Annotated in this window: 18 protein-coding genes and 2 pseudogenes; 11 read left to right on the top strand and 9 right to left on the bottom strand. The window is 68.9% G+C overall.

Annotated features, from left to right (window positions below):
• The first annotated feature begins 1 nt into the window (after position 1).
• Positions 2 to 724, top strand: a complete 723-nt coding sequence (locus tag AB0I23_RS34485) for a DUF5819 family protein (protein ID WP_359115527.1) — start codon at positions 2 to 4, stop codon at positions 722 to 724.
• The gene (locus AB0I23_RS34480) at positions 721 to 1959 is read left to right on the top strand and encodes an HTTM domain-containing protein (protein WP_436847044.1); all 1239 of its coding nucleotides are present in this window, start codon (positions 721 to 723) and stop codon (positions 1957 to 1959) included. Before AB0I23_RS34485 ends, AB0I23_RS34480 begins: the two co-directional genes overlap by 4 nt.
• Before the next feature lie 62 nt (positions 1960 to 2021).
• Here AB0I23_RS34480 and AB0I23_RS34475 read toward each other — a convergent pair whose 3' ends face one another.
• Positions 2022 to 2702 (bottom strand): pyridoxamine 5'-phosphate oxidase family protein, encoded by a 681-nt coding sequence (locus AB0I23_RS34475; RefSeq protein WP_359115525.1) that lies wholly within the window; start codon positions 2700 to 2702, stop codon positions 2022 to 2024.
• A 543-nt stretch (positions 2703 to 3245) separates the two neighbouring features.
• Between AB0I23_RS34475 and AB0I23_RS34470 the strand changes: the two genes are divergently transcribed.
• Positions 3246 to 5909, top strand: a complete 2664-nt coding sequence (locus tag AB0I23_RS34470) for a SpoIIE family protein phosphatase (protein ID WP_359115522.1) — start codon at positions 3246 to 3248, stop codon at positions 5907 to 5909.
• Positions 5910 to 6018: 109 nt separating this feature from the next.
• Here AB0I23_RS34470 and AB0I23_RS34465 read toward each other — a convergent pair whose 3' ends face one another.
• From AB0I23_RS34465 to AB0I23_RS34455, 3 genes are all read right to left on the bottom strand, one after another.
• Positions 6019 to 8097 carry a restriction endonuclease gene (locus AB0I23_RS34465; protein ID WP_359115519.1) on the bottom strand — a complete coding sequence of 693 codons (2079 nt, stop codon included), beginning with the start codon at positions 8095 to 8097 and terminating at the stop codon, positions 6019 to 6021.
• Between the two features lie 733 nt (positions 8098 to 8830).
• Complete coding sequence (locus AB0I23_RS34460; protein ID WP_359115516.1) at positions 8831 to 9250, bottom strand: hypothetical protein; 420 nt, start codon at positions 9248 to 9250, stop codon at positions 8831 to 8833.
• Between the two features lie 806 nt (positions 9251 to 10056).
• Positions 10057 to 10269, bottom strand: coding sequence for a DUF7660 family protein (locus tag AB0I23_RS34455; RefSeq protein ID WP_359115513.1), 213 nt, complete (start codon positions 10267 to 10269; stop codon positions 10057 to 10059).
• 239 nt (positions 10270 to 10508) lie between these two features.
• On the opposite strand from AB0I23_RS34455, the pseudogene AB0I23_RS34450 reads away from it, so the two are divergent.
• Positions 10509 to 10747: pseudogene (locus AB0I23_RS34450) on the top strand (hypothetical protein); the annotation flags it as partial.
• A gap of 57 nt (positions 10748 to 10804) precedes the next feature.
• On the opposite strand, the gene AB0I23_RS34445 reads toward AB0I23_RS34450, so the two are convergent.
• The gene (locus tag AB0I23_RS34445; protein ID WP_359115510.1) at positions 10805 to 12082 is read right to left on the bottom strand and encodes a M20 family metallo-hydrolase; all 1278 of its coding nucleotides are present in this window, start codon (positions 12080 to 12082) and stop codon (positions 10805 to 10807) included.
• 160 nt (positions 12083 to 12242) lie between these two features.
• Complete coding sequence (locus tag AB0I23_RS34440) at positions 12243 to 13925, bottom strand: thiamine pyrophosphate-dependent enzyme (RefSeq protein ID WP_359115507.1); 1683 nt, start codon at positions 13923 to 13925, stop codon at positions 12243 to 12245.
• 340 nt (positions 13926 to 14265) lie between these two features.
• Here AB0I23_RS34440 and AB0I23_RS34435 point away from each other — a divergent pair, with 340 nt between their 5' ends.
• From AB0I23_RS34435 to AB0I23_RS34405, 7 genes and pseudogenes are all read left to right on the top strand, one after another.
• Positions 14266 to 15627: an MFS transporter gene (locus AB0I23_RS34435; protein WP_359115504.1), complete on the top strand. Its 1362-nt coding sequence runs from the start codon at positions 14266 to 14268 to the stop codon at positions 15625 to 15627.
• Complete coding sequence (locus AB0I23_RS34430; RefSeq protein WP_359115501.1) at positions 15624 to 16049, top strand: RidA family protein; 426 nt, start codon at positions 15624 to 15626, stop codon at positions 16047 to 16049. Before AB0I23_RS34435 ends, AB0I23_RS34430 begins: the two co-directional genes overlap by 4 nt.
• Complete coding sequence (locus tag AB0I23_RS34425; protein WP_359115498.1) at positions 16046 to 16699, top strand: RraA family protein; 654 nt, start codon at positions 16046 to 16048, stop codon at positions 16697 to 16699. The genes AB0I23_RS34430 and AB0I23_RS34425 overlap by 4 nt, the downstream gene beginning before the upstream one ends.
• A 34-nt stretch (positions 16700 to 16733) precedes the next feature.
• Positions 16734 to 18116, top strand: a complete 1383-nt coding sequence (locus tag AB0I23_RS34420; protein WP_359115496.1) for an NAD-dependent succinate-semialdehyde dehydrogenase — start codon at positions 16734 to 16736, stop codon at positions 18114 to 18116.
• Positions 18117 to 18159: 43 nt separating this feature from the next.
• Positions 18160 to 19362, top strand: coding sequence for a PucR family transcriptional regulator (locus AB0I23_RS34415; RefSeq protein ID WP_359115493.1), 1203 nt, complete (start codon positions 18160 to 18162; stop codon positions 19360 to 19362).
• A gap of 145 nt (positions 19363 to 19507) precedes the next feature.
• On the top strand, positions 19508 to 20176 hold the full coding sequence (locus AB0I23_RS34410; RefSeq protein ID WP_359115491.1) for a tyrosine-type recombinase/integrase: 669 nt from the start codon (positions 19508 to 19510) through the stop codon (positions 20174 to 20176).
• A pseudogene (locus AB0I23_RS34405) lies at positions 20092 to 20660 on the top strand (AAA family ATPase); the annotation flags it as partial. The gene AB0I23_RS34410 and the pseudogene AB0I23_RS34405, both read left to right, overlap by 85 nt.
• Positions 20661 to 21057: 397 nt before the next feature.
• Here the strand turns inward: AB0I23_RS34405 and AB0I23_RS34400 are convergent.
• The 3 genes from AB0I23_RS34400 to AB0I23_RS34390 form a co-directional block, all read right to left on the bottom strand.
• Positions 21058 to 21627, bottom strand: coding sequence for a DinB family protein (locus AB0I23_RS34400; protein ID WP_359115489.1), 570 nt, complete (start codon positions 21625 to 21627; stop codon positions 21058 to 21060).
• 381 nt (positions 21628 to 22008) lie between these two features.
• Positions 22009 to 22233, bottom strand: coding sequence for a hypothetical protein (locus AB0I23_RS34395; protein WP_359115486.1), 225 nt, complete (start codon positions 22231 to 22233; stop codon positions 22009 to 22011).
• 499 nt (positions 22234 to 22732) lie between these two features.
• A partial coding sequence (locus AB0I23_RS34390; protein WP_359115483.1) for an IS110 family transposase occupies positions 22733 to 23545 on the bottom strand: 813 nt, incomplete at its 5' end.

Raw genomic sequence — 23545 nt, 5'->3', positions numbered from 1 at the left:
CATGCGGACTGGCAATGACAGGCACGCGCCGACCGGACAAGCTCCGGTCGGCGCGGGCCGCAGCCGCAGCCTGCCGCCGGATCATGTCGGCAGGCTGAGCGGGGTATCCGGTCTCTCATCAGTGTCGGTGACCATCATCGCGCTCGCGGTGGTGGGCGTCATGGTCGGGGCTGCCGTCCACTTGGCAATGCTCTTCCTCAGCATCGCCCCCGTGAATCATCTTTCCCGGCAGCACGCCGCAGGCATCAACAAGTACGTTGCACCCGAGTTCACACAGGGCTGGAGGGTCTTCGCGCCCTACGTACCGGCGGAGAATACCCAGGTGCAGGCGCGCGCGAAGGTCCTGATGCCCAACGCGAGCAGCCCCACTGATACCGGCTGGGTGGACTTGACCGCGATGGATCAGGCGCAGATCGTGCACAATCCTTTCCCCAGCCACACACAGCAGAACGAACTTCGTCTCGCCTGGGCCAACTTCGTCGACACGCTCGACAACCAGGGTCGCCCGATCGGCGTGGTTGGAAATCTGAACCAGCAGTACCTGATGCGCATCGCCACCCAGCGCCTTGTACCGCACCTCAACGGCGGCACCGTGCTCCTCGTCCAGCTGCGCTCGGCCAGTACGCCGGTGAAGGCGCCCCCGGGGAGCGATCAGCACATCGACACCAAGACCAGCTATCTGGTTCAGCCGTGGTGGATCGTCAAGGCGGAGGACTTGAAGTGACCACATACCCTCCGGCCACGCCCGGCCGAGCATCCGTGCCGTCCTCCCTCGCCGGGCTGCGGCGCGCCGTCGGCGCCGCGATCGGGCGAGGCTTCGCGCGTATCACCAGCGGTCCCATCGCGCCGTACCAGTCGGCCGTCATCCGGATCGGCTTCTCGCTCACCTGGCTCGCCTTTCTGCTGCGTGAGTGGGTGCACCGCAACGAGCTCTACGGGGTGGACAGCCCCTGGAGCTGGAGCATGGCCCGTCAACTGATCGCCACGAACGAGGCCTTCACGGTACTCATGTGGCATAACAGTCAGTTGTGGTTCGAGGTCGTCTACCTTGCGGCGATCGCCGCGTCGGTGATGCTGCTCCTGGGGTGGCGGACCCGTACCGCCTCGCTGCTTTTCATGATCGGTGTGCTGGCGCTCCTGAACCGCAGTCCCTTCGTGGGGGACGGCGGCGACAATGTCATCCATGTCATGGCGATCTACCTGGTATTCACGCGCTGCGGCCAGGTCTGGTCGTTGGACGCGCGGCGTGCCGCGCACGGCCGGGACGGTGGCCGGGACGTGGCCGGGATCGTCATGTGGGTGTTCTTCACCGCCGTGCTCGCCCTGGTCACCGGGCTGGGCAAGCTGAGTACGGGCTGGGCGCTGCTGCTCTGGGGTTTCGTCTTCGCGCAGATGGCGTGGTGGTTGGTGCGGCGCTACGCGCCCGGGGAGCCCCGCACCGTCATGGAGATGGTCGGAAACGTGGTGCACGCGGGTGCGATGTTCGTGATCGTGGTCGAGGTGTGCCTGATCTACGCGACCGCCGGCTGGTACAAGATCCAAGGTCCTTACTGGCAGGACGGCACGGCGCTCTACTACCCGTTGCACGTGGCTGTCTTCACGCCGTGGCCCGCTCTGTCTCACGCCGTGGCGAGCAGCAGCCTGATCATCCTGATCCTGACCTACGGCACGGTGATGGTCGAAGTCGCCTTCCCCTTCACGCTTTTCAACAGCCGCGTGAGGACCGTGATGGTCGCGATCATGATGAGCTTGCATGCGGGTATCGGGGTTCTGCTCGGGCTGCCCTTCTTCTCGTTGGCGATGATTGCGGCGGACTCGGTCTTCCTCCCGACCGCCTTTCTGCGGTGGGCAGGCGACCGCGTGGCGCGCGCGGTGCCGCGGGCGCGGGCTGTGGCGCCCGCACCACGGGCAGCCCACGAACCCGAGATGCTGGTGAGGTCGGTGTGCGGCGGCGGGTGAGTGGTCGTCGTCAGTCGTCACTCTGTGTCGGACCGTCCGCTCACGCATCGCGCACGCACGGCTCACCCCAGACGGGTGCCGCTACGGTCGCCGATGTGCTTGGGCGGTTCGATACCGTCCGGGAGCAAAGGGTCGGCTTCCGGTTCGCCCCAGGTGGAGACCAGAGGCAGGACACCCGCCCAGATTCCTGGGGCGGCGTCGGGTCCGTCGCCGTCCTCCGGGCTGCCGGCGCGTATCTTGACCGACGCCTCATCGAGTGAGATGGCGAGCAGAGCGGTCGCCGCCAACTCCTTGCGGTTCGGCTGCCGTGCGTAGTCCCACTGTCCGGGCGTGGCGTGCTCGGTCAGGCAGCGCAGTCCCTCCAGCTTCTCCTCCGGATCCGTGATCAGGCGCGGGAGACCGTAGATCATCGCGCTGCGGTAGTTCACGCCGTGCTCGAACACGGACCGTGCGAGGACGAGGCCATCCACGTGGGTCACCGTGACGCAGATCGTCGCGTCGGGCGAGGCGACCAGGCTGCGGCTGGCCACGGAGCCGTGGAAGTAGAGGTTCCGTCCGTCGCTCCCGTAGACGGTGGGGACGACCATGGGGTGCCCGTTGATGACTACCCCGAAGTGGCAGATGAAGCCAGCATCCAAGATCGCGTCGAGTGCGGCGCGGTCCAGGCTTCCCTGTTCCCGCAGACGGCGGTGGCGGGTGCGGTCTGTCGTCGGCAACGTCGCGGGGAGTTGGCTGTGGTTCACGTCAGCTCTTTCACAAGTGCGTTGGCGCTGATGGAGATTCACAACGCGTCGGGTGTTGCTGAGGGGTCGTAGTGCGCCCGAAGCCGCGGGGTATGCACGGGGGGTACCCGTGCATGACGAGCCGGACCGGCAGAGCACGTTGTGGCACCGCGTGGCCTCCGTCCGGGTGGGGCGACACGGCAGCCGGCGCCCCCTTGCCTGAAGCAGGCAGGCTCAGGGCGTGCTGGCTGGTGACCGGCACGCCATGCCCGTCAGCCATGGCGTGCCCGACCGACGAGCTTGGTCGGACGGGGCCGTACGCTACCGATATCACTGCTCGAACGCCAGCGTTCAACGAAATCAGTTATATGAAACTTGAATCGCTACGGAAACCCTTGTCGTTCCCGGTTTGGTATATGCCGGCGTCGTGATCATCGGCGGACATGAGCGCTGCACGCGCTCGGTACAGCCACCAGCTGACCGGCACCCCAGTCGCTGCGCCCCGGACTGCTTCGACCGTTGGCGACCAGGCGGAATGCGTGGTAAAGGTGAGAGATGGTCCGGATGTCCGGCCGATCACGCTGGCGCGCAGCGTTGCGTCTCCGCAGTGTCGCCGCCCAGGTATTCGTCTTGCTCGTGGTGGTCGTGACGCTGCTCTTCGCTGGGGCGGTGGCTGCGTTCGTGTGGAACGCCCGTCAGCACAGCGAAGAAGAGGCACGCAAACGTGTGCTGACCGTGGCCCAGACCTTTGCGCGCTCCCCCGAGACGCTGGCCGGCCTCAGGTCCCACGACCCGAGCGCGTCCTTGCAGCCCCGTGCCGAGGAGGCTCGGCGGCTGGCCGGCATGGACTTCGTCGTCGTGATGAGCCCGCAGGGCATTCGCTACACGCATCCCAATCCGCACCTGCTCGGGAAGCACTTCTCCAGCAGCATCAAGCGGGCAGCGGCGGGTGAGACGTACGCGGAGCTTGGTCGGGGGTCGCTGGGCACCAGCATGCGGGGGCTGGCGCCAGTCCGGCGTGCTGACGGCTCGGTGGTCGGCATCGTCGCGGCGGGGATCGAGGTCGGGAATGTGTCAGGGCAGGTCAACCGCCAGATGCCGATCCTGCTCGCCTCTGCCGGCGGCGCACTGGCCCTCGCCACCGGCGGGGTCGCATTGGTCAGCAGACGGCTGCGGCGCCAGACCCACGGCCTGGGGCCCGTCGAGATAACCGGCCTGTACGAGCACCACGCGGCGGTCCTGCACTCCGTACGTGAGGGCATCCTCATCATCGACGGCGAGCGCAGGCTGCTGCTCGCCAACGACGAAGCACGGCTGCTGCTCGAGCTGCCGCCGGATGCACAGGGGCGTCCCGTCACCGATCTCGGTCTCGACGGGCCCCTCGCCGAACTGCTCGCCTCCGGCCGTCCGGCAACCGACGAGGTCTACCTCGCCGGGGAGCGGGTGCTGGCCGTCAACCTCCGGCCCACGCAGTGGCACGGACGTCGGTACGGGAGCGTTGCCACGCTTCGCGACACCACCGAGCTGCGCGTGCTGACCGGAAAGGCCGACGTGGCTCGCGGGCGTCTGAGGCTGCTGAACGAGGCCAGTGTGAGGATTGGCAGCACCTTGGACGTGACGCGGACTGCGGAGGAGCTGGCGGAGGTGACGGTCCCGCGGTTCGCCGACTTCGTCGCTGTCGATCTGCTGGAGTCCGTGCTTGCCGGGGAGGAGCCCTCCGGTGGCAATACGGAGATGCGCCGCACAGTGGCCGGCGGTATCCGCGAGGACAGCCCTCTCTTCCCCGTGGGCGAGCTGATCAGATACGTGCCGTCGACGCCGCAGGCCCGGGGCTTCGGCAGTGGACATGCGGTTCTCGAGCCGGATCTTCACGCCGCCCCGGGATGGCTGGCCCAGCATCCCGAGCACGGCAGAAGAATTCTCGACTACGGCATCCACTCGCTCATCACCGTCCCGCTTCGCGCCAGGGGAGTCACCCTCGGCGTGGCCACCTTCTTGCGCTCAGAGAAGCCCGAGCCGTTCGAGAACGATGATCTGGCCGTCGCGGAGGAGCTGACCGCCCGCGCAGCGGTGTGCATCGACAACGCCCGGCGCTACACCCGGGAACACACGGTGGCTGTGACCCTGCAACGCAGCCTGCTGCCCCGCGGGATGCCCGACCAGGTGGCTGTGGACGTCGCGCACCGCTACCTGCCCGCTCGCGCCGGGGTCGGCGGCGACTGGTTCGACGTGATTCCGCTGTCCGGCGCCCGCGTGGCCCTCGTCGTGGGCGATGTCGTCGGCCACGGTCTGCATGCCGCTGCCACCATGGGCCGCCTCCGCACCGCGGTGCACAACCTCTCCGCGCTCGACCTGTCCCCCGACGAACTCCTGACCCACCTCGACGATCTCGTCGGCCGCCTCGACCACGATGCGGGCGCGGTGGACGGGGGAGACGGCATCATCGGCGCCACTTGCCTGTACGCCGTCTACGACCCGGTCTCGCGGCACTGCACCCTGGCGCGTGCGGGCCACCCCCTGCCCGCGCTGGTCCGGCCCGATGGCTCGGTGGAGTTTCCCGAGCTGCCTGCCGGGCCACCCCTCGGCCTGGGCGGCCTGCCCTTCGAAACCGCGACGCTCGACATCCCCGAAGGCAGCCAGCTGGTCCTCTACACCGACGGGCTCATCGAAGACCGCCATCGTGACCTCGAGGCCGGGCTTGAGCAGCTGCGCCGCGCACTGGCCCATCCCGACCGCTCGCCCGAGCGGACGTGCGAAGCGGTGATGAGCGCCCTGCTGCCTGCCGACCACGATGACGACATCGCCTTGCTCGTGGCCCGTACCCGTGTCATCGCTGCCGAGCACACCGTCAGCTGGGACGTGCCCGTCGACCCGACCGCCGTCGCCGGCATCCGCACGGCCGCCGTCCGGCAACTGACCGACTGGGGACTGGAAGAGGCCGCCTTCACCACCGAGCTGGTGCTCAGCGAACTGGTCACCAACGCCATCCGCTATGGCGGGGGTCCCATCCAGGTTCGCCTGCTGCGCAACAGCGCCCTCATCTGCGAGGTCTCCGACGGCAGCAGCACCTCTCCCCACCTGCGCCGCGCCGCGATCACCGACGAGGGCGGCCGCGGGCTGTTCCTGGTAGCCCAGCTCACTGAACGGTGGGGCACCCGCTATACGGCCAGGGGCAAGGTCATTTGGACCGAGCAACCCTTGCCTCCTGCGATGCCCGGAACGTCGTAAGGGCGAAGCACCCCTTCGTCAGCTCGGCAGGCGGCCGCGAGCGGGTCTTCGAGACAGACACGAAGGATCGGCGGCACCACGCCTGAGGTCTCATGTCGGCAGGGGCGCGCTAGTCCACATCGATGCCGTACTCCTGGACCAGTTCTTCCAAGCCGCCCCGGTATCCCTTGCCTCCGGTGACGAACTCCCAGTCGCCGTTCGCGCGGCGACGGAAGGACCCCAGCACGAGGGCGGTCTCACCGGTGCGGCCGTCGGAGACCTCCAACTGGTCGAGTGGGGTTCCCTCGGAGTCCAGCAGCCGAATACCGGCGTCGGCGAACCCGGACAGGTCGGCCGCGGGGTTGGCGACAGGATCGACCGCGGCAATGACGACGAGGCGGTCAGCGCGCGCCGGCAGTGCATCGAAGGAGACTTGGATGGCGGCTCTGTCCGGCGTGACGGGGATGAGCGCGCGGACTGTGCCGTCGGGTGTCCGGGGGTTGTTGAAGAAGACGAAGTGGTCGTCGTCCAGAACCCGGTTGCCGTGGCAGACGAGCGCGCACACATCCAAGGCGACGCTGCCTGACCAGTACATGCCCAACACGTTGTGGTCGTCCGTACTGGTCCCACTGTCCGGCGCTGTCTGCTGGGCGGACACCGGGCGCTCGCCGCTACCCAGTCGCCCGCGCAGTCCGTGGCGGTGCAGCAGGTCGACCAGTTCGGAGCCTGCCACCAGTTCCAAGGGCTTGCCGTTGGCGAAGGTGTGCGAGCCGGGGCCGAATCCGGACGTCGTGACGAGGACACCCTTGTTGGCGCCGGCGTCCTGGACGGTGCCGTACAAATCGCGGACGGCTGTCGGGGGCACGGTGTTGCGGTAGCGCTTGACCTGTACGACGATCTTGCCGCCGCGAATCGGGGTCGGGTCCAGCGCATCAACGTCCACGCCACCGTCGTTCGAGCGCTGTGTGGTCACGGCCTGCATGCCCATGGCCCGGAACAGATCGGCGACCAGCGCTTCGAAGGCGATGGGATCCATCTCGTACAGATCAGGCTCTTCGTCGCCTCCGTGGGTGACGACACCGTTACCGACGTCTTCGGGAACCCGGCCGGGCCGCACGGACGCGTACTGATCGGGGCGCGACGACAACTGCCCCCGGAGTCCGTCCACCAGGCAGTTGACAGCGTTCACCTGTTCCAGACGCAGTTCGGCGAAAGTTGAACGCGAAGCCATGACAGTGCCGAGGAACATGGGTGCCCGTCTGCCGGTCGTCGGGTCGTGATCGTCCACGAACCCGTTCAACGCGACCGATTCCAGCGCACCGAACTCGTCGGCTGCGAAAAGATCACGCAGAACCAACAGGAGACACTGTGCGAGCACGTCCCGGTACAGGGCGCGGCGCTGCGTGACCGGTCGGGGCGACTCCTTCTCCTGATCGGCGTTGATCATGTAGCGCACCGACTTCGCCTCCGGGACCACGTCGTACTTGGGCAGCTCCCAGTTCAGTACCAACTGGCGCGCACCGGAGTCGTACGCTGCGGACACCTGACGGGGCAGGTCCTCCGGCCAACCGGTCGAGGCGTAGAGGGCGGCGGAGAAATACTCCACCGCGGCCTCGGGATCTCCGTTGCGAAGCCCCATCGTCATCTCTGCGATGCCGGCGTTGTGCCGACGGATCTCGCCCAGCTGGGTTTCGGCCCACTGCTGGTACTGCAGCCGGTAGGTGGCCAACTGGTGCTGGCGCCGTGCTTCCGCAGCCTGTGCGGCCTGCCAGTCGCGCTCGAACCTGGACCGGGCCTCCGCCTGCGCCTGAGCTCGCCGTGTGGCGGTCCAACCACCCTGCGGCTGGTACTGGTTCGGGTCCGGCATACGGATGGGGTGAGCGAGCTGCCCCGGGGAGAATGCCTCGATCTGCTCCGCCCGAGTCAGTGCGTCGGCCCTGAACGCCGGAGCCCGGCACCCTGCCGCCAACAGACCCTGCAACGACTCGACCCGCGCGTCGATTTCCTCCGTGCGCCGCCGGGCCTCCGCCTCGCGCTGCTCCCGGTAGGCCGCCCTCTGCTCGCGGTGGCTGTGCGCGAGCTCTCGCTGGTAGGCGCGTTGTTGCCTCTCCTGATCCCGCTGGTATCTGGCTTGCGCCTCGCGTTGACGTTGCTGCTGGCGCTGCGCTTCAGCCCAGACACCGACCAACCCATTGGAGCGACGGCTCATGCTCTACAGGCCCTCCCCACCAGAGACTCGGCGTGCGTGCACCAAGTCCTGGCCCCATAACCAGCAGTGATGAGGCGACTCTAGTCGGCAACCATCGACTCGCCCATCCACTTGGCACAGATGGTCGCTGTCTCCTTCGGGCGCATGGCACCCACTTGTCGACCCCGACCCGCCAGACGGGAAGCGTGCCAACTGCCGGGGATTTGATACCCCATTCCTTGGGGTGGATTGACCGATGGGGCGACGGTGCCCGTGGGCCGCGGTAAGGCGGCATGCCGGCCACCGCGCTCGGCGTCGACCGCCGAAGGTGCGGAAGATGCGAAGGCCGAACGCAAGGTCGGCGTGTACGTCGATTGCGAAGGTCACCGCACCACTGGCACCTATGACCGGGATACGAAGCGAAGCGACATCGTGTCGGGCCCGCTTGCAGGGAAGAGCTTCAAGACGCCCACGGGTGCGACCCGGCCAGTGGTGTCGCTTTACAAACCGGAGGTCAACCCGAAACGCAACGGGTGGTCCTTCTGGGCTGTACCCCCGGCAGGATTCGAACCTGCGACACCCGCTTCAGGAGTTCGATCCCCGGCGCCTGTAAGGCCCCTGTGCACGCGGTGGGCCTCCATCGGTGCACGCCGACTTCCGCCGTCGTGCACCACTGTTGATGTCAGCTCTGGATGTCAGCCGGATCGGAGGCATGGAGGGCACAGCTGCCCGTCTCACCATGGTGACGGAACGATCAGGCCGACTCTGGGAGCACTGGATGATTCCTCCGCCAAAGCTCGGTCTCACGGGTGATCCAGTCGACGAACTCGTCGACAAGGGCCTCGAGTGAACCCATGTCGCCCGAGCGCAGGAAGTGGCAGTCCAGATGATCCCCCGGGTTGTGCGGGTTCAGGGTCCCGCACCGGAGGCCCGTCCGGTCGAACTGGCCGCCCAGGCAGCAGTCGACGACGTTGCGTACCGGGTCGACGAGATCGACCCACACGAGCAGGCCATCGCGCCAAAGCACGTCGACGGGGAAGTCGACGCAGAAGTCATCCGGCTCCGGTGCCGCCCTCGGCCAGGTCGTGCAGCGCTCTGCAAGCCGCTCAACGACGGGGCGCCACTCTTCCCCGAACTCCCAGTCCATGAGGTACTCATCGAAGGCGTTCATCATGGAGAACCTTCCGGCTACTGCTGTGCCTGTGAGCGTGCGGGAGCGTTGTCGGCGGGCGTCGCTTTCTTGGGGGGCGAAGATGATACCGCCCTCGGCCCCGCCGGTCTTTCCTCGGTGTGTAGGTTCTAGAGCACCGGTTCGGAAGACCGCATATGCCCGTCTGTCCTCACCTGCGGTGCCGCTGACCTGCGCGGGAGTGGCGCCGACCCCGTGGCTCCCCCTTCGTGACCATCCGGACGGGCACATAGCGGGCACGGGCAAGCCATGCCGAGCAGGTGTAGTGGCCGAATGATCTTCCAACACGCCTTGCCCATGACAGCGACAGCAGCCGATCATTCGAGCATGAGACCCGAAGTGCAGGCGTTCGTCGCCGACGGTCCACTCCCCGACTGGAACGGGAGTGAAGACGAGATCGACAGGCGCTACAAGCAGCTTCGGGCAATCTCCCGACCGGTTACGGCGGAGGAAGCACAGGCGCTGGCAGCGTGCTTTGGGCCCGACGACTGCTACGGCGTCGCCTGGACGCTGGTGCACCTCATCGAGACGGGCCCTGGACCGGCGCCCTCAGTGGCTCGTCCCGCTCCCGACGCTGACTTCTGGCACCACACGCTGCGGGGGCGGTGGGGGAACGAATAGGTCGACGAGGACAACTCGCTTGGTCCCCTTGGACGTGGTACCTCCTCCTGGGTGCGGCCCGCGCATTACCGAGAGGTCGGTGTAGCGGCTTTGGGTGGGAGCTGCGATGGGGCGAGAGATCACGGCCCCGCCGCTTGCCCTCCGATTGGGCACGTGGGGGGCACGGCGGGCTACTCGTAGATCCGGGCGGCGGTCAGGGCCCGAGCGAAGAACGTCCAGTCACCCTCAAACGTCAGCTTGTGCCCGAAGGTCCGGTACCAGCCTGGAGCCCCGGCAACCCAGGCTTCCAGGGCCTCCAAGAACCTCTCCGGCGTGAGGTTCTCCCACTGATGGCCGAGCTGGCCGAGTCCTTGCTGCCCCCGCTCGGGAACCGCTGGCTTCATACTCAAGCTGTGGCGGCGCGCGCTCGTCAGGCTTCGGCGGCAGCCGCGCCGCGATGCCGCCGACGAGGGTACGGCGCTTCATGTTGGGCTGCTGCTGCGGTGGCGCTGGGGTGGGGGAAGGCCGGCCTCGTGGCTCCACGGCCGAGACCGGTCGCAAGCTCGTCCGGGACGTCCCTCATCGATGCCGTCGCCGACCGCTGGGGCTGCGACCTTCAGAGCTCGGGCAGACGCCTCCCGCGCGGAAGATCGATCCCGGGGTGACCGTCTTCGACATCCGGCTCGGACTTGCCGTCCTTGACGCGATCGGTTCCGCCGAGGCACTTGATGCACGCCGCATCGTTGGGGGCTGCACCGCAGGGCGACGGATGCCGAAGACGGTTACGCGGCTCGCGAGAACGTGGCGAACCCTCTGTTCACCGTCACTCGCGACGGACCGGCAAGAGGAGGACTGCCGCGCTCGGTGCGTGCCTGTGCTCTCCCGACCGCGTCCACAAGGACCGCGCGGGAGAGGCGTAATCCGTTTCTGCCCCGCGGGTCACCGTGCGCCGTCCAGAGCACCCGACATGAGCCGGCGGACCACCTCGGTCAGCAGATCGGTGCCCGCGCTGATGTCCTGGTCGTTCGTGAACTCGCCCTCGTTGTGGGAGATTCCCTCGATGCTGGGCACGAACAGCATGATCGAGGGCGCGACATCCTTCATGTTCACCGAGTCGTGTCCCGCGATGGTCATCATCGCCTGGTGGCTGAGCCCCAGTTCGTCGGCTGCTCGGGCTGCGAGCTCGACCCCGGCCGCCGGGAACGGCGCCACGCCCCAACCGTGTGTCTGAACCTGCTCGATGGTGACCGACGCACGCTCCTCGATGCCGGGGATCGACTCGGCCAGCTTCTTGGCCGCCGAGTCGAGAAGCGCTTCGTCGGGCGAACGCAGATCGACGTGCATGCGCACCTCACGCGCGACCACCACGGGAGAATTGGGCTCGATGGTCATCTCGCTCACCGAGGTGTGCAACGGGATGTCCGTGCTCTGCTCGGCCAGTTCGCGCACCGCCACGACGAGGAGTGAGGCGCCGAACAGGGCGTCGCGTCGGTCCGCCATGATCGTCGATCCGGTATGCGACTGCTCGCCGCGAACCACGACCTGGTACTTGCGTGCCGCCCAGGTGGCATCCACCAGGCCGATCGTGATCCCCTTGTTCTCCAGGTCGCGGCCCTGCTCGATGTGGATCTCGGCGTACGCTGCCACGTCCGGCCCGGCGTAGTCGCCGATCGTTCCGATCTCGTGGAGAGCGGCTTCGACCGTGGTGCCCGCAGGATCCGTCGTCGTGAGGGCGGTCCGGACCGGCAGCTTCCCCGTGAACACCGAGCTGCCCATCATGCTCGGCTTGAACCGGGAGCCTTCCTCGTTGAACCAGTTGACCACGGCCACGTTGTACTTCGGTGCGGCGTCCGGGACGCCGTACCGTTCCACGGCCCGGTGCGCGGCGTGGGCCGAGGCCAGGACGCCGTACGCACCGTCGTAGCGGCCACCGAGCGGCTGGCTGTCCAGGTGTGAGCCGGTGAGGACGTACGGGGCTCCGGGTGTGACGGTGAAGAGACCGAACTGGTTGCCGACACCGTCGTAGCGCACTTCGGCGCCGCGGGCGGTGAGCCACCGGTGGAGCCAGGCACGCTGTTCTGCGTCGGCGGGGGTGGCAGCCTGTCGGTCGACCCCACCGCCGGGTGTGGCACCGAACGCCGAGAGAGTCGCGAAGTCCTCCAGCAGGGTGACGTCGTGTGCGGTCGGAGCCGTGGAAGAGGTGGCGGGGTTGCTCATGATCACGTCCTGTCGGTTTGCGGGGTGGAGTGCGGGAACGCGTCCACGGAGGGAGGCGGGTCACCTTGGCGGAGGCGGGTGGGGCGCCGGCGATCGTGGGACGGCGCGGGGGTCATCGGGCGGGTGGCTTCGCGGCTCATCGGGCGGGCGGCTTCGGGGCTCAGGCGGCGGTCGCCGGAGCGCGGACCGCCGGGTCCTGGGTCAGGTGCAGCACGGCCGGGAGGCCGCTCGCGCGGGCCCGCCGGAACGCCTCGCGGAAGTCGCGGTGCGAGGTCACGGTCTCGCCGTACGCACCGTACGAGCGGGCCCATGCCGCGAAGTCCGGGTTGGTCAGCTGGGTGCCGGACGGGCGGCCCGGGTAGGCGCCCTCCTGGTGCTCGCGGATCGTCGCGTAGCAGCCGTTGTCGACCACCAGGGCGACGAAGGCGGCGCCGTGTCCCACCGCGGTGGCCAGTTCCTGACCGTTCATCAGGAAGCAGCCGTCACCCGCGACCGACACGACCTCGCGTCCGGGGAAGGCCAGTGAGGCCGCGACGGCGGCCGGTATGCCCATGCCCATGGCGCCGTTGCGGGGGGCGACGAGGGAGGCCGGGGCGCGGTGCGGGAGGTAGCGGGCCGGCCAGAGGGCGTGGTTTCCGGCGCCGTAGGTGATGACGGCGTCGTGGGTGAGCTCCTCCCGCAGCACGCCCATGACCGCGGTGAGGTCGACGTAGGCGTCGTGGGTGTCTTCCTCGGTCGGCTCGGAGGGGGGAGTGGCGAAGCGGGCCTGGGTGTCCACGGCCGCCCCGAACCACGCGGCGTCGGCGTCCGGCACCGCCGGCGTGGTGACGAGGTCGAGGACGAAGGCGGGCGCATGGGCCGAGACGAACTGGTCGATGCGGCCGCAGTGGCCCTGTGCGTCGCCGGGGAGGACGAGCACCGTCTCCGAGTCGAGGCCGCGGGCGTATCCGTCGCTGAGCACGTCACCGCGCGGTGCGCCGAGGAAGACCGTGAGGTCGGCCTCGTCCAGCAGCCGGGCCGCGTGGTCGCCACGGCCGTAGCCGAGCGAGCCTGCGTAGGCGCGGAGGCCTTCGAGGTCGTGGGGGACGGCGTCGTAGGCGCGGAAGTCGGCGAGGACGGGGATCGAGTGCCGTGTCGCCCAGCGCATGAGTTCCTGGCCGCTCTCCGCGGTCCAGCCCTCTCCGCCTACGACGACCAGGGGCCGCCGCGCGCGCTCGAACCGGCGCACCAGCTCCTTCAGCTCCGCTTCTGCGGCGCCGGGCCGCGGCACCGCAAGCGGCCGGACCCCGAGGGCGGGGCCCGCGGGGAGGGTGAGTACGTCCTCGGGAAGGCCGATCACCACCGGGCCGGGCCGGCCGCTGCGGGCCACGTGGACGCTCTCCGCGACGACGCGGGCGGCGGCGGTGGGGTCGTCCAGCATGACGACCTTCTTCGCCGTGCTGCCGAACCAACCGCTGAGGTCGAACTCCTGGAACGCCTCCCGGCCGCGGTCGGGCACCGGGACCAGCCCGACGAAGAGGAGCATCGGGGTCGCGTCCTGGTACGCGGTGTGGACGGCGATGAAGGCGTTGGCGGCGCCCGGCCCCCGGGTCACCATCGCCACCCCGGGCAGGCCCGTCAGCCTGCCCTCCGCCAGCGCCATGAAGCCCGCACCGCCCTCGTGCCGGGTCACCACCGTCGAGATCGACGAGTCGTGCAGGCCGTCCAGAACGTCGAGGAAGGACTCACCGGGAACCCCGTACACCCGCCGGACGCCCTCGCGCTCCAGTTGCGCGACGATCAGATGGCCGGCGGAGAGGGTGCGCTCGGGGGAGTCGGTGGGCTCGGGTGCGACGTTCGCCATCGGGGGTCTGTTCCTTCTCTTGAGGCCGCGGTTGCCCGGCCAGTGTTGCTTTCGAGGCGGCCGGAGACACGGGGCAAAGGCCCCCGGATAGCGGCGCTGCGATGTGCAGATGAACAGGCGTGGGCGAGAGGGCCAGGTCGTAACACGAAAGTTTTCATCCAGAATTCGGAGTGCGACGTGGCGCATTGGTCATGTGCACAGTCATCGCCCCGCGGCGGTGTGCTTCTGCTCCTTGTGGTCGGCGAAGTCGTCGATGCACCGTTGGCCAACCGGACGGCGCCCGCTCAGCCCCCAGTCCCCCAGACGATTCCTCGGCTCAGACCTCAGACCGGAGTCCCCCATGACCGCTCCCGCTTTCCCGCCGACCACCGGCAGCCGGCTCGACGCGACGAAGATGCGCAGGATCTCCCTCGCCAGCATGGTCGGCACCACGGTCGAGTGGTACGACCTGTTCCTGTTCGGCACCGCCTCCGCGCTGGTCTTCGGCAAGGTGTTCTTCCCCGAGTTCGACGGGGCCGTAGGCACGATCCTCTCGTTTCTGACCTTCGCCTCCGCCTACCTGGCGCGCATGGTGGGCGCCGTGCTCTTCGGCCACTTCGGAGACCGTCTCGGCCGCAAGTCCATGCTGCTGATCTCCCTGACGGCGATGGGCGTGGCCACCTTCGCCATCGGCCTCGTGCCCGGTTACGCCACCCTCGGCGTGGCCGCGCCCCTCCTGCTGCTCGGCCTCCGCGTGGTGCAGGGTCTCGCGCTGGGCGGCGAGTGGGGCGGTGCCGTACTGATGACCGTCGAGCACGCACCGGAGAACCGGCGCGGATTCTTCGGCTCCATGGTCCAGATCGGGGTGCCGATCGGAACGCTGCTCGCCAACGGGGCGTTCCTGCTGGTCGCCTCGACCACGAGCACCGACGCGCTGTACTCGTGGGGCTGGCGGATCCCCTTCCTGGCCTCGGCGATCCTCGTCGGGATCGGCTTCTACATCCGGCTCCACATCGAGGAGACGCCGTCCTTCCAGGCGGTCCGGGAGGAGGGCGTCAAGGCCAGGATCCCGTTCTTCGCGCTGATGAGCCGGTACTGGCGCCAGGTGCTGCTGGGCGGCGTAGCGACCCTGTCCACGGGGTCGACCTTCACCCTGATGGTGGCCTCCGGCGTGAGCTACGGGACCAACGACCTCGGACACTCCAAGAACCTGATGCTGTGGGCGGTCATGGTGGCCTGCGCCATCGCGTTCCTGGCCATCCCGTACTTCGGCCGGCTGTCCGACCGGGTGGGCCGCAAGCCCGTCATCTACGCGGGCATCGCGGCGGAGGCCGTACTCGCCTTCCCGTTCTTCTGGCTGCTGGACACCGGATCGGCGCTCGGGGTCTTCGTTGCCTACGCGCTCATGATGCTCGCGTTCTCCGCCAACTACGGCCCCATCGCGACCTTCCTCGCCGAGCTCTTCGGCACCCGGGTCCGGTACTCGGGCCTCTCGGTCGCCTACATGCTGTCGGGCCTGCTGGGCTCCGCGGCGACTCCGGCCGTCACCGCCTGGCTGCTGTCGGCCACCGGAAGCAGCTCCTCGATCGCCTGGTACGTGCTCGGCGCGGCGTCCTTGTCCCTGCTGGCCCTGCTCCTGCTCGCGGAGACCCGGTTCGGGGACATCGACGAGCCTGGCGTGGAGTCCCGGTCCGCCGCGCGCCCGATCGGGGCGGTCGCATGAGCACAGCGACAACGGCGGCAACAGCGACAAATGGACGCGGGATCACGCGGATCGACTCGGCGCCGGGCGTCCCGGCCGCCGTGGGCCCCTACGTCCAGGCGACGTCCGCCGGTGGCTTCGTTTTCACCACCGGTCAGATACCCGCCGCCCCGGGGCAGCCGAACGGCGCCTTCGAGGACGACGTGCACGCGACGCTGCGCAACCTCGAAGCCGTTCTCCACGCGGCGGGTTCGGATCTCGACCACATCGTCAAGGTCAACACCTATCTCAGCTCGCCGGACCAGCTCGCGCCCTACAACCAGGCGTACGAGGCGTTCTTCGCCGACCGCCGGCCGGCGCGGACGACGGTCTGCGTGGGGCTGTGGGGCGTGTCCCTGGAGATCGACTGCATCGCGGTGGTCAAGGAAGGAGCGGGGGAGTGAGCGTCACCGCCGCCCCCGACCGGGCCGGACTCGCACACGGGGAGTTGCTGGAGCGCCTCCGTCGAGTGGACCTCCCGACGCTCGGCCATTTCCTGGAAGAAGGCTTCGTCGACTCGGCCGTCCGGCGACTTGGCCGGCCACGGCGGATGGCCGGTACGGCCGCCACCCTCGCCCTCGACGCCCCCGACGCCGCGGCGGTGAACCGCGCGCTCGTCACGCTGCGCCCCGGCGAGGTGCTGGTCGTCGACATGCGCGGCGACCACACCCACGCGCCGATCGGCGCCGTCACGGTAGCGGCGGCGCGAGCGCGCGGGGCCGCGGGCATCCTCGTCGACGGAGTGGTGACGGATGTGGACGCGCTCACGGACCCGGCCTTCGGCCTGCCGGTCCACGCCCGGGGCACCAGCTGCCTGACCACCAAGAGGCTTGACGGTCGGGGAGGGCGGCACCAGGTGCCCGTGGACATCGGAGGTGTCCGCATCGCGCCGGGGGACATCGTCCTCGGCGACGCCAACGGCGTGATCGCCCTGCCGCCGGCAGCGCTGGCCGCCGTAGTGCACGAGGCGGAACTGTCGGACGCGGCGGAGCCGGAGCTCCTGCGGCGGATCCGCGCGGGCGAGGACCTCCGGACGCTTCTGCACCTCGGCTGATCCACCTTTGGCTATGCGAAGGAAGAAGACACGCGTGACGGAATACAAGATCGTCGACCCGGCCACGAACGTTCTCGTGCGGCGGTACCCGACGTCGGACGACGCCACGGTCGACCGCGCGGTCGAGGCGGCGGCAGCGGAGTTCACGGCCTGGCGGCGACGCCCGGTCAAAGAGCGGGCCGACGCCGTACTCGCCGTGTCCCGGGAGTTCGAGAACCGGCGGGAGGAACTGGCCGCGATCGTCACCCGCGAGATGGGCAAGACCACCCGCGAAGCCCTGGGTGAGGTGGACCTGTCGGCGGCGATCTTCGCGTACTACGCGGAGCACGGCCCCGACTTCGCCGCCGACCAGCGGCTCGACATCCGCGGCGGCGACGACGTGGTCGTACGGTCCGAGCCGCTGGGCGTGCTGCTCGGCGTGATGCCGTGGAACTACCCGTACTACCAGGTCGCCCGCTTCGCGGCCCCCAACCTCGTGCTCGGCAACACCGTCGTCCTCAAGCACGCCCCGAACTGCCCCGAGTCGGCGCAGGCCATCGAGGACATCATGCGGGCGGCCGGACTGCCGGCGGGCGCGTACATCAACGTGTACGCCACCAACGAGCAGGTCGCCCGCGTCATCGCGGACCCTCGGGTCCAGGGGGTGTCGCTCACGGGCTCGGAGCGGGCCGGGCGAGCGGTGGGCGAGGTCGCGGGCCGCCACCTCAAGAAGTACGTCCTCGAACTCGGCGGCTCCGATCCCTTCGTTGTCCTTCCCGACGCCGACCTGGAGGCCGCCGTCGCCGCGGCCGTCGAGGGCCGGATGGGCAACGCGGGCCAGGCGTGCACCGCCTCGAAGCGGTTCATAGTCGTAGACCCTCTCTACGACCGTTTCCTCGGCGCCTTCACGGACGCGGTGCGGGCGTTGACCGTTGGAGACCCCACCGACGACGGCGTCTCCTTCGGTCCCCTCTCCTCCGAGGAGGCCGCCCGGGCCGTGATCGCGCAGGTGAACGACGCGGTGGAGCGGGGCGCGACGGCGGTGACGGGGGGCAAGCGGCCGGCCCGCGAGGGTGCCTTCGTCGAACCGACCGTCCTCACCGGGGTCACCCCCGGCATGCGGGCGTACCAGGAGGAGATCTTCGGCCCGGTCGCGGTCGTCCACCGCGTCCCCGACACCGCGACGGCGATCCGCCTCGCCAACGACACCCCGTACGGTCTCGGCAGCGTCGTGTTCGGCCGCGACCTCGCCGCCGCGAAGGCGGTCGCCGACGCGCTCGACGTCGGCATGGTCTCGATCAACGGCTCCTCCCGGACCCAGGAGGACCTCCCCTTCGGCGGGGTCAAGCTGTCCGGCGTGGGGCGGGAGCTGGGGGCGTACGGAATGGCGGAGTTCGTGAACCGGAAGATGATCCGCGTACGCGGCCGGGCGAGCTGACTCGGCGTTTCCACCCCGGCGGGGACGAGGCACGATGGAACACATGCACACCCCGACTCCGCACCTGGCCGCCCTGCCCTCGCCGGATCCACATGTCGTCGCTCTGGCCCGCGAGTGCCTGGAGGAGATCGACAGCCTGGTCGACGAGTGGGCCGAGTACGTGGGGCCGGTCCGCGCCTCCTACTCGGACCTGGTCTCCCGGCACGAGTTCCGCGACAGCGCCTGGCAGGCGTTCGAGCTCCTGCTGCGCACCGTCGCGCAGTTGCCGGTTCCGGAACACATCGCCGGCGTCTCCGAACGGGTCGGCGAACAGCGTGCCCGGCAGGGCGTTCCGCTGGATGCGCTGCTGCAGGCCGCCCGGGTGGACTTCCGGGTCGTCTGGGCCGCCCTGGTGCGGCGCGCGGGTGAGGAGGGCAGGGCGCAGCTGGTCACCTCCGCCTACTACGTGTGGGAGGCGGTCGAGCGCCACGTCACCGGCATCATGACCGCCTACCAGCGCACCGTCCTGGAGATGGGGCGGCGGACGGAGGACGAGCGGCGTCTGTGGTTCAGCCGGCTCCTGGACACCGACGGCCGCAACCCCACCGTGGTGCAGGACGCGGCGCGGGCTCTCGGATTCCAGGTGCCCGGGCAGTTCCTGTGCGCGGTAGCGCCCGGAGGCGGCGAGGCGTCGCTACGGGGAGTCGCGAACGCCCTCCGCAACCTCGACGCCCCTCTGCAACAGCAGGCGGTCGCCTCGGACATGGTCCTGGTGGTCCAGCTGGGCCCACGCCTCACCCGGGAAGCGGTGCTGACACAGCTGCACGGGACGCCGTGCGGCGTTTCCCGCGTGGTGACCGGACTCACCGAGGTGCCCCGCGCGGTGACGCTCGCGACCGCCACGGCCCGCGTGCTGCCGCCCGACGCCACAGAACCGCACCGGCTGGAGGACAACTGGCTCGACGTCCTGGTCCACCGCGCCGGCGACCTCGGCCGGGACCTGGCGTCCGACGTGCTCGGCGGCCTGTGCACGGGAGTTCCCGCGGTTCCTGCGGCGGAGGCGGAACGCCTGCTGGAAACCGTCCAGGTCCATCTGTCGGGCAGCGGATCGGTGGCCGACACGGCCGCCGCCCTGTACTGCCACCGCAACACGATCCAACAACGCCTCAACCGCTTCGCCGAACTCACCGGCCGCGACCCCAGACGCCCCGAGGACGCGGCCCTGGTCGTCCTGGCCCTCAGCGCGCATCGCCTGCAACAGACGTGACGTCCGGTGCCGGCGCGCAACGCGACGAAGCCGACACCGCCGGGGGAAAGGCCGGCGCCACGCTCGCCGGCGCAGTTCGTCGATCCAGTCGGCGACTCCGAACTTGCAGCGGCGCCCCGCCCTGCATCGGCTCCGGGGGCGATGCGTGCGATCAGCCGGAGCAGTGGCAAGAAGTGCCCCGAGGGAACGGCGAGATGCTCCACCCCGCCAACGCGTCACACGGCGGTTCGTCGAGCTGTGCGAGGAGATCGGTCTCCCGCCGGTCCGGCTCCACGACTTGCGCTACGGTGCCGCAACGCTGGCCCACGTGGCCGGGGCCGACCTGAAGGACATCCAGGAGATGCTCGGTCACTCCTCGATCACCATCACGGCCGACACGTACACGAGCCTGCTCCCCGAAGCGGACCTGGCGATCGCCGAGGCCGCAGCCCGGCTCGTCCCGCGCGCCCGCGCCACCTCCGAAAACACCGCGCCCGAAGCGGAGGCCGAGCCCGACGACGCGGAGCATCCCGGCCCGGAGTCCGTGCCGGATGATGCTGATCCGTCGGAAGAAATTTCGGAGATCAACTCTCCGTCCGCTCACGCACCGCTCACGCATCCGGCGGCCGTGGGCGTCCAGCGGCGGACCATGCTGCGGCGTCGAAGGCTGGTTCTCTCCCGTGGGTGTACCGGGGGAAGCGGCACCCTTCCCAGCCCGCCTGTCACTAACCCGCCTGTTGCTGACTGTGTTGGGATGCCGCCTTCGACGTACTGGCGGCTGCACTGCCGCACGACCGGGCGAGCGTGGTGGTCATGGACGAGGTGCCCTATGTGATGGATGCGGAGGGCGCCTTCGAGGGCATGCTTCAGCGGGCTTGGGACCGAGTGCTGGAGACGAAGCCGGTTCTGCTGGTTCCCATCGGCTCCGACCTGTCGATGATGGAGGCGCTGAACAGCTATGGACGCCCGTTCCACCAGCGTGGACGGGAGATGGTGCTGGGTCCGCTCAACCCGGCGGAGGTGGGTGAGATGCTCGGCCTCGATCGAGCCTGCCTCGGCCTTCGATGCGGCCTTGATCACCGGTGGACTGCCGCTGATCTGTGCAGAGTGGACGCGCGGCGCCGGGATGTGGGAGTTCCTGCAGGCGGCACTCAGTGATCCGGTCTCGGCCTTGCTGGTGTCGGCGGAGCGCTCGCTCGCTGCGGAGTTCCCCCAACAGGTGCAAGCCCGCACCGTCCTCTCGGCGATCGGCGATCGGCAGCGGTGAGCGGACGTTTTCAAACATTGCCCGCGCCGCCGGGGGTATCGGGGCGACCCCGACACCGTGCCGACACCCTCGACGAGGACGTCCTTCCGCTCACGCAAACGGCCCCGGACGAGAAGTCCGAGGCCGATGAGAGCCCCTCCCTGAGGGAGAAACCCCAGGTCAGAGCGGTAATATGTTGTGCCCCGGCAGGATTCGAACCTGCGACACCCGCTTTAGGAGCTCGATCCGGCGGCTCTTCTCGGCCTGCATAGTGGCTTCGTACCGCCGTTTGTGGGTACGCCCTCAGCCGCACTTATACGCCGACGTTCGCGCCCGTTGATGTCAGGCGTAGATGTCAGCTGCCTCGCCGACGCCCTTGTTGACCCGCGGATCACGGCAAGGCGTTTGCGGGGTCACAGGGCTTATCGCCCCCGACCGTGTGGTGACGATACGCCCTGCCGCGCCGCTGGCTAACCCATGGTCTTGGCGCCGTCCAGGGACTCGCGGATGATGTCGGCGTGGCCGGCGTGCTGGGCGGTCTCGGCGATGATGTGCATCAGCACCCGGCGGGCCGACCATCGCGCGCCCGACTCGGACCACGGGGCCTTGGGCAGTGGTTGTGTGGCGTCCAGGGCGGGCAGGGTGACGACCAGTTCGTCGGTCCGACGGGCTACCTCGGCGTAGTCGGCGAGCACGCCGGTCAGCGTCTCGCTGGGCAGCATCCGGAACTCGTCGGCCCGCCGGGCCCAGTCGGCCTCGGTCATGGTGGTGAAGTCGGGCATCGCCGAAGGGCCGTCCAGGATGAACTGCACCCAGGTTCGCTCGACCGCAGTGACATGTTTGATCAGGCCGCCCAGGCACAGCTGGCTGGCGGTGGTCCGGCGCCCGGCCTGCTCGTCGGTGAGATCGCGGGTGGTGAATCGCAGGAAGTGCCGATGGTTGGCCAGCGCCTCCAGCAAGTCGGCGCGCTCGCCGGTGGCGGTCGGCTCATGGGCCGGGTCGTGGGTGGCCAGTTCGTCGACAGTCACGGTCTCGCTCATGGTCGCTGCCTTCCGTGGTTTGTGTTCCGCCGGGCAAGGAGGACGCTAGGGGCCGTAGAGGTCAGATTCTGACCTAACTGACCTGGAGAGGTGAGATTTCCGTGATTTATTCCCTGCCCGCTCCCCAGGCGCCTTCCAAGAACGCATCAGGCCCGGCCTCCTGAAAGGAGGCGGGGCCTGATGCGGTGTTTCACCTGTCGGGGGCGGCCGGATTCGAACCCACGACCTCTTCGTCCGAAGCAACTTGGGCGGGCGTTTGACCTTGGGTTGGTGTGCTTCTCACCTGCGGCGACGGTCCACCGGTGTGCGTGCATGTCTGCCGCTGTCCGACGGCGTTGTCACGCACTCAGACACTCACTGTTGCTGCCCGTTGATGCCCGCTCAATCGGGCATACGGTGGATACGACGGAGTCGATAGGCGTGGATCTCGCTGTAGAGCACGGATGCCGCAAGTATGAAGAGCACGGTCTCTATGCTCGCCGACCACGGTTCAGGCACCCACCAGTGGCCTATGACCGCCCAGGCGGCGGAGATCGGCACGGCGAGGAAGTAGCCGCGCAGACGCACACGCAGCCGACGCACATCGTGTCGTGGTTCAACTGCCATGATGGCCCTCTGTCATCGCGGGGTGATGCCTGAGTACAAGCGTATGCTGCCCACCTTTGCCCGGTAGGACAATGCTCCAGCAGGGACTCGGCGTTGGATCACGTATCGGCTCGTTCTTCTAGTTCTTGCCGGGGATCTTGGGGAGCTGGGCTTTCCTTGCTCAGGAGCGGTGGACCCGTGCACCTGGTGGTCGTTGGTCGTCCTTGGCCACTGCCGAGCGGTTTCGGACGGCCCAGAGACGGCCCGGCCTCGTGCCGGATACTGAGTGCACCTTCGACGCGGGCCGTCTCAACCTCAGCCGACGACAGTCAGCCACGACGGCGGGCGCGCCGACCGACCACGCACGCGTATGCCTCGTTGCACCCCCACCGGCCTTGACCACGCTGCCAGCTCCGTCGACCGGAGCAAGCTGCGACGGCCGGCCCTTGGCGACGGTGCCTGAGCCCTCAGCCTGGGAATCACCGCGCTTCTGACGGCCATTCACCTCCTAATGACGTTGTCAAGCTGCGGATGTGGCAGGGAGTTCATGTTGGAAACACCTTCCGTCACGTATCAGGGCCCACAGCACGTTCACTCGTCGGCGTGCCAGGGCGAGGACTGCCTGGGTATGCCGTTTCCCTTCGGCGCGCTTGCGTTCGTAGTAGCGGCGGGACGCGTCGCAGTTGCGGATGCTGATGAGCGCGGAGGTGTAGAAGACGCGTTGCAGGCCGCGGTGGTAGCGCCTGGGACGGTGCAAGTTGCCGCTGACGTTGCCGGAGTCCCGGGGCACCGGGGCGACACCTGCGAAGCTGGCCAGGCGGTCGGAGCTTCCGTAGCGGCTCATGTCGCCAGCGGTGGCGGCGAGGAACTCGGCGCCCAGCAGCGGGCCGATGCCGGGCATGCTGGAGATCACTTCGGCGAGTTCGTGCTCGCGAAACCGGGCCGCAATGAGCTTGTCGATCTCCGTGATCTGCTCGTTGAGGACCATCACCTCCTTCGCCAGGGTGTGGATCACCTGCGCGGTGATCTTCTCCCCGGGCACAGCGGTGTGCTGGCGCTCGGCCGCTTGCAGGGCGTCTTCGGCCAGGGCCTCGGCGTTGCGGACTTTGCGGTTCCTCAGCCACGTCTCCAGTCGGCTACGGCCGGTGCGGCGCAGGGCGGCCGGGGTCTGGTAGCCGGTCAGCAGGACCAGCGGGCCGACGTTGCCAAGATCCAGTGCGCGTTCCAACGCAGGGAAGATGCTGGTGAGTTGACCGCGCAAGCGGTTGATGCGGCGGGTGCGGTCCGCGTTGAGGTCGGCTCGACGGTCAGTGAGGATCCGAAGCTCGATGGT

This window comes from Streptomyces atratus, from assembly GCF_040655115.1.
GTDB lineage: Bacteria > Actinomycetota > Actinomycetes > Streptomycetales > Streptomycetaceae > Streptomyces > Streptomyces atratus_D.
This window is presented reverse-complemented; position numbering and strand designations above follow the sequence as displayed.